This window comes from Barnesiella sp. B2-R-119, from assembly GCF_023656675.1.
Lineage (GTDB): Bacteria > Bacteroidota > Bacteroidia > Bacteroidales > Barnesiellaceae > Barnesiella > Barnesiella intestinihominis.
Genome location: NZ_JAMOKL010000001.1, coordinates 603,628 through 615,445, shown reverse-complemented (window position 1 = coordinate 615,445; position 11,818 = coordinate 603,628). Strand labels below are relative to the sequence as shown.

At 42.9% G+C, this 11,818-nt stretch carries 9 protein-coding genes; 8 read left to right on the top strand and 1 reads right to left on the bottom strand.

Features of this window, described 5'->3' with window-relative positions:
• Positions 1-159 precede the first annotated feature (159 nt).
• From NBH06_RS02290 to NBH06_RS02275, 4 genes are all read left to right on the top strand, one after another.
• Positions 160-2,106, top strand: a complete 1,947-nt coding sequence (locus tag NBH06_RS02290) for a glycogen debranching enzyme N-terminal domain-containing protein (protein ID WP_250792577.1) — start codon at positions 160-162, stop codon at positions 2,104-2,106.
• 16 nt (positions 2,107-2,122) lie between these two features.
• A complete protein-coding gene (locus NBH06_RS02285; protein WP_250792575.1) occupies positions 2,123-3,391 on the top strand; it encodes a glycosyltransferase family 4 protein in 1,269 nt (422 codons plus the stop codon).
• A 19-nt stretch (positions 3,392-3,410) separates the two neighbouring features.
• Positions 3,411-4,787, top strand: a complete 1,377-nt coding sequence (locus tag NBH06_RS02280; protein WP_008861124.1) for a glycoside hydrolase family 57 protein — start codon at positions 3,411-3,413, stop codon at positions 4,785-4,787.
• A 169-nt stretch (positions 4,788-4,956) separates the two neighbouring features.
• Positions 4,957-5,826 carry a nucleoside phosphorylase gene (locus NBH06_RS02275; protein WP_250792573.1) on the top strand — a complete coding sequence of 290 codons (870 nt, stop codon included), beginning with the start codon at positions 4,957-4,959 and terminating at the stop codon, positions 5,824-5,826.
• 442 nt (positions 5,827-6,268) lie between these two features.
• Here the strand turns inward: NBH06_RS02275 and rpsO are convergent, their stop codons facing one another.
• On the bottom strand, positions 6,269-6,544 hold the full coding sequence (gene rpsO / locus NBH06_RS02270) for a 30S ribosomal protein S15 (RefSeq protein WP_008861122.1): 276 nt from the start codon (positions 6,542-6,544) through the stop codon (positions 6,269-6,271).
• A 327-nt stretch (positions 6,545-6,871) separates the two neighbouring features.
• On the opposite strand from rpsO, the gene NBH06_RS02265 reads away from it, so the two are divergent.
• The 4 genes from NBH06_RS02265 (at position 6,872) to typA (ending at position 11,783) form a co-directional block, all read left to right on the top strand.
• Positions 6,872-8,002, top strand: coding sequence for an acyltransferase family protein (locus NBH06_RS02265; RefSeq protein ID WP_250792570.1), 1,131 nt, complete (start codon positions 6,872-6,874; stop codon positions 8,000-8,002).
• Between the two features lie 569 nt (positions 8,003-8,571).
• Entirely contained in the window at positions 8,572-8,805 is a 234-nt protein-coding gene (locus tag NBH06_RS02260; protein ID WP_250792569.1) for a hypothetical protein, read from the top strand.
• A gap of 75 nt (positions 8,806-8,880) precedes the next feature.
• Positions 8,881-9,885 (top strand): glycosyltransferase family 2 protein, encoded by a 1,005-nt coding sequence (locus NBH06_RS02255; protein ID WP_250792566.1) that lies wholly within the window; start codon positions 8,881-8,883, stop codon positions 9,883-9,885.
• Between the two features lie 101 nt (positions 9,886-9,986).
• Positions 9,987-11,783 carry a translational GTPase TypA gene (gene typA, locus NBH06_RS02250; protein WP_250792564.1) on the top strand — a complete coding sequence of 599 codons (1,797 nt, stop codon included), beginning with the start codon at positions 9,987-9,989 and terminating at the stop codon, positions 11,781-11,783.
• The last annotated feature ends 35 nt before the right edge of the window (positions 11,784-11,818 follow it).

Below are 11,818 nucleotides of genomic sequence, written 5' to 3'. Positions count from 1 at the left end.
GTCAAAATGTTTGCATTTTATTTTCTGTTATGTTAAATTCGTAACAATATTAATAGCTTATTTCAAATTCTTTGAAAACTTGTAGTTTGTGAACATTTACGATTATAAGTTCGTTCGGGAATTTTTAGAAAGGAATAAGAGAAATTTGATTGTAGAGATATGAGTTATCTGAAATTTGACAAGAATCTGATGATAAATCTCGAATGGTCTTTGCCAAAAGAGATGTTGCGGACCAATAAGTCGGGGGCCTATCATTGTACGACAATCGTTGATTGCAATACTCGAAAACAGCATGGGTTGTTGGTTATCCCGATACCCGAGTTGGACAAGGATAATCACGTGATGCTGTCGTCTTTGGACGAAACCGTGATACAGCATGGAGCGGCCTTTAACTTGGGGTTGCATAAATATCGAGGCGATTGTTTCAGTCCTAACGGACACAAATACATTCGGGAGTTTAATTGCGAATCTGTCCCGCAAACGATGTATCGCGTGGGCGGGGTAATTATGACCAAAGAGAAAGTGTTTATTTCACATGAAAACCGTATATTGATCAAATATACTCTTGTCGATGCTCATTCCCCTACGGTGTTACAGTTTCGTCCGTTTCTGGCGTTTCGTAATGCCAACGAGCTGTGTGTCGAGAATTACGTACTCGACCAACGTTACGAGGAGGTGGCGAACGGAATAAGTTGTTGTCTGTATCAGGGGTATCCCCGGTTGTATATGCAATTTAATAAGGCTCCTCAGTTTATATTCGATCCCCATTGGTATAAAGGTATAGAATATATCAAAGATCAAGAACGCGGCTATCCTTATCAGGAAGATTTATATGTGCCGGGGTATTTCGAGCTCCCGATAAAAAAGGGCGAGAGTATTATTTTCTCGGCCGGTACGATAGAAGCGAAACCGCGTTCGTTCGCCCGTACTTACAATGAAGAACTCGCCAACCGTCACATGTGTCGGTCCAGTTTCTTCAATTGCTTGAAAAATTCGGCTCAGCAGTTTTATTTCAAAACTAAAAAAGGTCACTATTTATTAGCCGGTTATCCGTGGTTCGGGGTAAGGGCTCGCGACCAGTTCATCGCTTTGCCGGGATGTACGTTGGCTGTCGGAGACGACAAGACTTTTGAAGATGTGATGCATTCGTCGGAAAAAGCGTTACGTCACTTTATGACGAGCGGAGAGCTCGATGAAAATATCGGAGAAATAGATTTGCCGGATATTCCTTTGTGGGCGTTATGGACAGTGTATCATTATGCCAAAGAGAAAGGTATGGAGATTTGCCGACAGAAATACGAGAAGTTTGTTTGCGATATTCTGGATTATATCGTAAAAGGTGGGCATCCCAACCTGTTCTTGCACGATAACGGATTGCTTTATTCCAATGGAAAGGAACGGGTAATTTCATGGATGAACGCGGTTGTCGACGGACGTCCCGTGAATCCGAGAAGCGGCTATTTGGTCGAATTTAACGGACTATGGTATAACGGATTGAGGTTTGCCGCCGCACTCTTTGCCGAAGACAGCGAGATGGCATCGAAGGTCGAGCAGTGGAACGCTATCGCCGATAAGACGGCAGAGTCGTTTGTACATACTTTCTTGAACGATTATGGTTATCTGGTAGACTATGTGGACGGTGCGATGTCCGATTGGAGTGTACGTCCCAATATGTTGATAGCTCTGTCGCTCGATTATTCTCCGTTGGACAAACGGCAGAGGAAACGTGCATTGGAAGTGGTTACACGGGAATTGCTGACCCCCAAAGGTATCCGCACTTTGAGCCCTAAGAGCTATGGCTACAATCCTACTTATGTAGGGTCGCAGACCGAACGCGAATATGCTTATCATCAAGGACCTGCTCGCCCGTGGTTGATGGGAGCGTATGCCGATGCCTATTTGAAGATATTCGGTATTAGCGGGGTATCGTTTTTGGAACGTATGCTGATAGGGTTTGAAGATGAAATGTCTCAGACTTGCATTGGCTCTATCTCCGAGCTGTTCGACGGGAATCCACCTTTCGCAGGCCGGGGAGCTATCAGCTATGCCGCCAATGTCGGTGAAATATTGAGAGTATTGAATTTATTGAAAAAGTATAACATGTAAAGCCTGATTCCTATCTATGAAAGCGCTTATGTTCGGTTGGGAGTTTCCTCCTCATATCTTGGGTGGTTTAGGTACGGCCAGTTATGGGCTGACCAAAGGCATGGCAGAGTGTGGCGATATAGACATCACGTTTGTCATACCTAAACCATACGGAGACGAGGATAAAACTTTTGCCCATATTATCGGAGCTGCGAATACACCTGTCGCATGGAGAGATGTAAGTTGGGATTATGTACAGCAGCGTTATGGCTATTGTATGGATCCCCAAGAATATTTCGATCTTCGCAGCTATATTTATGCGGATTTTAATTATCTGAAAACCAATGATCTGGGGTGTATCGAATTTTCGGGACGTTACCCCGATAATCTGATGGAGGAGATAAATAATTACTCGATTGTAGCCGGGGTGATTGCTCGTACGGTTCAGTTCGATGTCATTCATTCCCACGATTGGCTCACCTATCCGGCCGGTATTCATGCCAAGCAAGTGAGCGGTAAACCGCTGGTTATTCACGTGCATGCGACCGATTTCGACCGAAGCCGGGGTAATGTAAATCCTACGGTGTATAATATCGAACGGGACGGTATGTTGCATGCCGACCATATTATTACGGTAAGTAATCTGACTCGTCAGACGGTTATCGAAAAGTATCATATCGATCCGGCGAAGGTGACGACCGTGCACAATGCCGTAGAGCCTTTGAGCGACGAGATTAAATCGATAGAAGTTCCTCACAGTCCGAAAGAAAAGGTGGTTACTTTCTTGGGACGCATTACCATGCAAAAAGGCCCTGAGTATTTTGTGGAGGCTGCGGCGCGGGTGTTGAAGAAGACCAATAGGGTGAGGTTCGTCATGGCCGGGAGCGGAGATATGATGGATAAGATGATTCTCTTGTCGGCTCAGCGTAATATATCCGACCGTTTCCATTTTACCGGATTTTTGAGGGGAAAGCAGGTTTATGAAATGTTGAAGGCCAGCGATGTGTATGTGATGCCTTCGGTTTCGGAACCATTCGGTATTTCTCCGCTTGAAGCCATGCAAGTGGGTGTGCCTTCGATTATTTCGAAGCAGTCGGGGTGTGCCGAGATTTTGACCAATGTCATTAAGACCGACTATTGGGATATCGATGCTATGGCCGATGCCATTTATTCTATAATCACTTATCCTGCTATCTATAAGCAACTGCGCGAAGAAGGAGAGCGGGAGGTGAACGAAATCAAATGGAAATATGCCGGACAGAAAGTAATCGATATTTACCACAAGGTAATGCACAATAATAACTAATGAAAAAACTCGACCTTATATGAAAACTATTTGTTTCTATTTTCAAATTCATCAACCGTTTCGATTGAAACGATACCGTTTCTTCGATATAGGTAACGATCACTATTACTATGATGATTTTGCCAATGACGATATTATCACTCGCATAGCTCAGCGTTCTTACCTCCCGGCAAATGCGACATTACTTGAAATGATTAAAAATGCCAATGGTAAGTTCAAGGTGGCTTTTTCCATATCGGGGGTGGCTTTGGAGCAACTCGAAGTTTGTGTGCCTGAATTTATCGACAGCATGAAAGAATTGGTCAAGACCGATTGTGTGGAGTTCTTGTCCGAAACTTATGCGCACTCGTTGGCATCGTTGTGCGATCCGGAGGAGTTCAAGATGCAGGTGAGACAACACGACGAGAAGATAGAGCAGCTTTTCGGCGTGAAGCCCAAAGTGTTCAGAAATACCGAGTTGATATTTTCCGACGACATAGCCTCTATGATAGCTTCGATGGGATTCAAAGGCGTTATTACAGAGGGCGCGAAGCATATTTTGGGTTGGAAGAGCCCGAATTATTTGTATAGTTCGGCAGCTGCTCCCAAGCTGAAAATGTTGTTGAAAAATTACAAAATGAGCGATGATATTTCATTCCGTTTCTCTAATTACGAATGGAGCGATTATCCTTTAACGGCAGAGAAGTTTATTTCGTGGGTAAAGAATTATCCCGAAGAAGAACCTATCGTCAATCTTTTCATGAATTACGAAACATTGGGCGAACTGCAACCTCGCGAATCGGGTATTTTCGAGTTTATGAAAGCCCTTCCTCGTTTTGCTGAACAAGAGGGTGTCGGGTTCTGTACGCCGACCGAGGCGATCAGTAAATTGAAACCGGTCGATATGCTGTCGGTTCCTTATCCGATGTCGTGGGCCGACGAAGCACGGGACACCAGTGCATGGTTGGGAAACACGTTGCAGAACGAAGCGTTCCGCAAGCTCTATTCAGTTGCCGAGCGCGTCCGCTTGTGTGACGACCGTCGTTTGAAACAAGACTGGTATTATTTACAAGCCAGCGATCACTTCTATTATATGTGTACGAAGTATTTGTCCGACGGAGCTGTGCATAGCCATTACAGTCCTTACGATAGTCCGTATGAGGCTTTTACCAATTACATGAATGTGCTCAGCGATTTTATCGTACGGGTGGAAGCGCAATATCCCGAATCGATAGAAAACGAAGAGTTGAATGCTTTATTGACGACGATTCGGAATCAGTCGGCCGAAATAGAGATGTTGCAAAAGGAGCTGAAATCGGCTCGGATTGAGCGACACTCTAAACGAGCGGAAGCAAAAAAAGCGAAGGAGGCAAAGGCTGCTGAAAGTTCAAAGAAAGTCGTTTCTAAGAAAGATTGAGTGGAAATTTGTATATATCGAACCTTTTTTTGATAGAGAGTACGGGTGTTATATCTTAAAGAGATGTTTTTTATATATAATTAGAATAAACCATTTCGAATATACAGATTTATATCTGTATATTCGTTTGCTATCACGCAATGATGTGTTAGTATAAAAGAAGAAATATATGAAACATTTTCCAGAATCGGAGTTTATTATCAATGCAGACGGTAGTGTATTTCACTTGCATTTGCAGCCCGAACAGTTGCGGGATAAAATAATATTGGTGGGAGACCCGGGACGGGTCGATTTGGTCGCATCGTTTTTCGATACACGTGAATTTGAAGTTTCGAGCAGAGAGTTTCACACGATTGGCGGTACTTACAAGGGGAAATCGGTGATGTGTTTGTCGCATGGTATCGGAACCGACAATATCGATATCGTAGTGAATGAACTCGATGCTTTGGCGAATATCGATTTTTCCACTCGATATGAGAAACCCCAATTTCGGCAGTTGACTCTGGTGAGGGTAGGTACTTCGGGGGGATTACAGCCTCATGTGCCAATCGGGACTCCCGTAATAGCCGAGAAATCTATCGGTTTCGATGGCGTGCTTAATTTTTATGCCGGTCGGGAGAGGGTCTGTGACCTTGATTTTGAAAGAGCTTTTTGTGAGTTTGTGAAGTGGAATCCTTTATGGGCTGCTCCTTATGTAGTAGATGCCGATTCGGAATTGGTCGCTCGTATCGGCGGTGAAGATATGGTGCGAGGTGTCACGATCTCTGCCAATGGTTTCTATGGGCCACAAGGCAGGGAATTGAGAATTCCTTTGGCCGATCCTGAACTGAACAAGAAAATAGAGGCTTTCAAATATGGTTCGCAGGTCGTGACTAATTATGAAATGGAAAGCTCGGCATTGGCAGGTCTGGCTAAACTTATGGGCCACAAGGCAATGACTGTGTGCAGTATTATTGCCAATAGGGTAGCACATCATGCTAATCCTAATTATAAAACAGCCGTATCGGATCTTATTCAAACGGTTTTGGAAAGAATATAGGCGGAGGGGATTTATAGCTGCGGTTTTAAAGAATATTATTCTTTAAAACCGCAGCTTTGTTGTGTTTATTAGTAACTCGTTTGCGATTCGGGGAGGGGCGGTGTGTATAATTTTTTTGCATCTTCGCTCGACTGTTGTTTAACCCCCTCGCCCTACGGGCACTCCCCCCTATATTTCCTTATGGAAACACAGGGGGAGAGGATTGAAAGTGGCGTTTCAGTTTCGGTATAAGGATACATTGTGCACTTTTCCCCTGTGTTGCGTTAGCGGTATGGGAGAGGGGGTAGAGATATATAAAGATAATCCCCTCTGATTTTCTATTGAGCCGATATCCCCACGAATGATCGACTGAACCGCGAATAGGGTTTACCGTCGATGTGAGGTAACAAAAAAAGCGATTCGGAAAATACGAATCGCTTTTTTGTTGCTGTGTAGCGAAAAATTACTTTCTGATACCCAACTCTTTTTGTGCAATGATGGCACGGTAGCGGTTGATGTCGACTTTGATGAGGTAGTCGAGCAAACGACGACGTTTACCAACCAACATTTTAAGAGCTCGTTCAGTGCTATGATCTTTATGATTTGACTTCAAATGTTCAGTCAAATGAGCAATACGGTAGGAGAATAATGCAATCTGAGCTTCGGGTGAGCCAGTATCAGTATTGGACTTTCCGTATTTCTCAAAGATCTCTTTCTTTTTCTCAGAATCTAAATACATTTCTTTGAGTTTTGTTGTTAATAAATTATTGAGCGCACAAAGGTAAGCATTTGTTTCGGATTTTCAAAAATAGTTTCATTCTCTTTTTTTCTTTTTTGCGGTGTTTGGGAGCCATGTTTATAAACAGGTTGTCTCTTATGTGGCAATTCGCTATCTTTGCAGGGGATAAGATGGGGTTGGGCGTAATCAAGTTGGAAATGAGACTTCCGTTTGCTTCTGCACCTATTATTCGTTATATTTGTAGATATGTCTTGATGTCCGATCGTTGCATGCGGTGGAAACTGAAATATCGATATGTTATTGTTTTATAATAATCTTAATTCTTGTATGTTGGGAAATGCGACACAGCCAGTCGGCCAGCGTTTGGCATCATTGGATATTCTGCGGGGATTCGACTTGTTTCTGCTGGTGTTTTTACAGCCTGTATTGGTCTCGTTGGGAGCGTGTGTGGATAGCTCTGTGATGAATGCTGTTTTGTATCAATTCGACCATGAAGTGTGGGAGGGATTCCGTTTTTGGGATTTGGTGATGCCATTGTTCCTTTTTATGACAGGTGTTTCGATGCCGTTTTCTTTTTCGAAGTATGAAAGGGAGGAAAACCGATGGTTCATTTATAAAAAGGTATTGAGGCGTTTTGTCATACTTTTCTTGTTGGGCATGGTTGTTCAAGGTAATTTGCTGGGACTCGATTTTAAATACATTCGATTGTATTCAAACACGTTGCAGGCTATCGCTGCCGGATATTTGATCGCTGCGCTCATTCAATTGAACTTCTCTTTAAAAGGGCAGATTGGTGTGACGTTTCTGTTGTTGTTGGCCTATTGGTTCCCTATGACATTTTGGGGGGATTTCACGCCGGAAGGGAATTTTGCCGAGAAGGTGGACCGTTTTGTCTTGGGCCGATTCCGTGACGGTGTTTATTGGAATGCAGACGGTACATGGAGTTTCTCATCGGACTATCATTACACTTGGATATTGAGCAGTCTCACTTTTGGGGTTACCGTTATGTTGGGCGTGTTTGCGGGTCGAATGATGAAAGAGGGCGCATTTCATCGGCAGAAGGTGGCTCGCCGGTTGTTTTTGGTAGGGGTAGCCCTTATCGTTGCGGCTTGGGCATGGAGTTTTCAAATGCCGGTTATCAAACGTATATGGACTTGTAGTATGACGTTGCTGTCTGGCGGATATTGTTTTTTATTGATGGCTTTGTTTTATTATTGGATAGATTGTAAAGGCCATGATTGGGGATTGAACTGGCTGAAAATATATGGTATGAATTCTATAACGGCTTATCTGTTGGGGGAGGTCGTTAATTTCCGGTGCGTAGTGGCATCGGTCAGTTATGGCTTGGAACAGTATTTGGGTGGTTATTATTCGGTATGGCTGTGTTTCGCCAACTATCTCATAGTCTTTCTTATACTCCGGCAGTTGTATAAGCGAAATGTCTTTCTTAAAATATAGACGGTTTCAACTGCTCGTTTTGAGGGGTAGTATATGGCTTGTTTGTCAAAGATGAGGTCTGCTTTTTTTAAGAGATGTTTGTCTTTTTATTTTCATTAAATAGTTGAGGAAAACGATTGTTTTCTCATTTCTAACTTATGGAATACGCTTTGAAATGAAAAATGAATTTGTTCATTTTGTCTTTCTTTTACCTTTCGCTATATTTGCAAAACTTCACGCTGAATACCCCGGTTTCGGGATAGGTCTTGTTTGTTTTCAAACCAGATGGAGGGGTGGAGTTTTTTATTAGGAAAGGCGTTTACAAGCGTTTGTCTTTGGAGTGTCGAATCTCGCAAATTTGAACTTCTATACAAAGATGAGGGCAACCGAACGTCTACGGGATATGTTATATAGTAGGGCATGCCGATTTATCGCATGCCGTATATGCATATCGGCGTGGGCTTTCAGCGTTGCTTATCTCTATAGAAGGGCGATGCGAGAGCCTGACACCGAGATAGGCAGGAGTGTGATTCTCACGCCTTTTTTGTGTTTGTTTAGCTCGTGTAGGGGAGTCGCACGATGTCGATACGATGATACACATCGGTTCTCTCATAGAAAAAAAGTTGCGCGAACAAGGTCGTACAGTTACTTGGTTTGCCGCCGCCTTACATTGCGATAGAACCAATGTGTATAAAATTTTTCAAAAATCGAGTATCGATTCATCGATGTTATATCGTATCTCTTGTATTTTAGGTTACGATTTTTTTACGGAATATACCCAGTCTTTCGATAAAGGTGTAGCTAAAAAGTCTACAAATTCGTAGCGATCGCAGCGATACATTATTTTAAAAATATTTAATCCTGTTTTGTTCTTTTGCCCATACTAAAAATGCTTTGTTATGGGTGTGTTTTTTTCTATTATTATTCCGGTCTATAATGGGGAGCAGTATATAAAAAATTGTTTGGACAGCATTTATCGGCAGGGACTGGGAGACGATGATTTTGAAGTGATTTGTGTCAATGATTGTTCAACAGATAATACGGCACAGGTTATTTCGGAATATGGGAAATTTCATCAAAATTTACGATTGATTAATCATGAAACAAACCGACGGCAGGGTGGCGCTCGCAATACAGCTGTAAAAGTTGCCAAGGGTGATTATATTTTGTATATTGATGCAGATGATACTTTTGAGTCGAATGCATTGCCTTTGTTGAAAAAGGAATTAGAAAAATATGAGGGGATAGATATACTGAAATTTGATTATTTTCTTGTTAAGGATAGTACAATAAAAACGTGTATCGCGGTGTCCGATAACCAAGATGTGATGAGCGGCCGTGAATTTCTAAAAAGGAATTCTATACCGTGGGTTCCCTGGCTTTGCGTTTATCGTCGGAGGTTTCTGGTAGACAATAATTTGTTTTTTGAAGAGAATGTATTGTTTGAAGATTCCGATTATGTCATAGATTGTATAAGGCGTGCAGTATCGATAAAATATGTTCCAATTATAGTATATCGATATAGGGTGTATGATACTCAAACTTCGCAAATAGGTGCAGACATAAAGAAGGTGGTCGGGTTGTTTGAGTTGAATGAGCGGATAAAATCCCTTTGCTTAGACGAAAAAGAGAGGGATTATGGTGTAGCGATGGTGATAAATACACATTATGAATTTCGGTTTAAAAGTATTATTCTCCGTTATTGGTGGCGTTTGTCATATAAAGATAGAAAAGAATTATTAGTAACCTATAAACCGATGTTACCTTGTAAAGACAAGTTGGTTTCATTTATCGGGAGATATCCCCGGCTGTTTTTAATGGCGAGTACTGTTGTAAAGCCGTTGTTGCCGGGTTTGAGATATGTTTATTTAAAAATCAAAGATAGAAAGTCATCGTTGTTATAGCTTGTTCCGTACGCTCGCAAAGTCTTCTAAATACTAAATGAGGGAAAGTGATATACCATTTTAAAAAAATGTAGTAACTTTGCGCGGTTAAAATAGGTTATATGCAAAAAATCAGAAACATTGCGATTATCGCTCACGTCGACCACGGTAAAACTACGTTGGTGGATAAAATGTTATTGGCCGGGCATCTCTTTCGCGAGAACCAGAATTCCGGGGAGTTGATATTGGATAATAACGATTTGGAAAGGGAGCGAGGAATTACGATTCTTTCGAAGAATGTTTCTATCCGTTATAAGGATTACAAGATCAATGTTATCGATACTCCGGGGCACGCCGATTTCGGTGGGGAGGTAGAGCGTGTACTCAACATGGCCGACGGCTGTTTGCTGTTAGTCGATGCTTTCGAGGGCCCTATGCCTCAGACTCGTTTTGTTTTGCAGAAGGCTATTGAAATGGGATTGAAACCGGTTGTGGTCATTAATAAAGTGGATAAACCCAATTGCCGCCCGGACGAAGTTCAAGAGATGGTTCTCGACCTTATGTTTAGTCTCGATGCAACCGAAGAGCAACTTGATTTCCCCACGATATACGGTTCGGCCAAACAGGGTTGGTTTTCGACAGATTGGAGGAAACCGACCGACAATATAACCGCTTTGCTCGATGCGATTATCGAGTATATACCCGAACCGCAGTATCTCGAAGGTACACCCCAGATGTTGATTACTTCGCTCGATTATTCTCCTTATGTGGGACGTATTGCTGTCGGCCGTGTTCATCGCGGTGAGCTGAAAGAGGGTATGGACGTGGCCTTGTGTAAGAAAGACGGATCGGTCGTTAAACAGCGGATAAAAGAGCTCGATGTCTTCGAGGGTATGGGACGTGCCAAAGTTCAGTCGGTAGGTTCGGGGGATATTTGTGCACTCATCGGTATCGAGAATTTCGAAATTGGCGATACCGTAGCCGATGTCGCCGAACCGGAGGCTTTACCGAGAATCGCTATCGATGAGCCTACCATGTCTATGTTGTTTACAATTAACGATTCTCCTTTTTTCGGTAAAGATGGAAAATATGTGACTTCGAGGCACATAGCCGATCGTTTGACAAGAGAGTTGGATAAAAATCTGGCTTTGCGTGTGGAGCGGGGCGATACCGATGATGCGTGGACTGTTTATGGCCGTGGAGTGTTACATTTGTCGGTCTTGATAGAAACTATGCGACGTGAAGGATATGAGTTGCAAGTAGGACAGCCCCAGGTAATTATTAAGGAAATTGACGGGCAGAAATGTGAGCCGGTGGAGTTGTTGACAATCAATCTTCCAGAGGAATATGCCAGCAAGATTATCGATATGGTTACACGCCGGAAAGGAGAGATGGTATCGATGACTACGCAGAACGATCGCATACACATCGAGTTCCATATTCCTTCGCGTGGTATTATCGGATTGCGAACCAACGTGCTGACCGCTTCGGCGGGAGAAGCTATTATGGCTCACCGCTTTTTGGAATATCAGCCCTGGAAAGGCGATATAGACCGCCGTACAAACGGCTCGTTAATTGCGATGGAAGCGGGTACGGCCTATGCCTATGCTATCGATAAGTTGCAAGATAGAGGTCGGTTCTTTATTTTCCCTCAGGAAGAAGTTTATGCCGGACAGGTTGTTGGGGAAAATGCTAAGGATAACGATATAGTGGTGAATGTTACCAAGTCGAAGAAACTGACGAATATGCGAGCTTCTGGTGCAGACGATAAGGCTCGTATCGTTCCACCGGTTATATTCAGTCTGGAAGAAGCTCTCGAATATATAAAAGAAGACGAATATGTGGAGGTGACTCCTCATCATTTGCGTTTACGTAAAATTATCTTAGATGAGACGGAGCGTAAGCGGGCTAATCGATAAAATAGTTACAATATAATAGGGTATTGAGGCGTAGA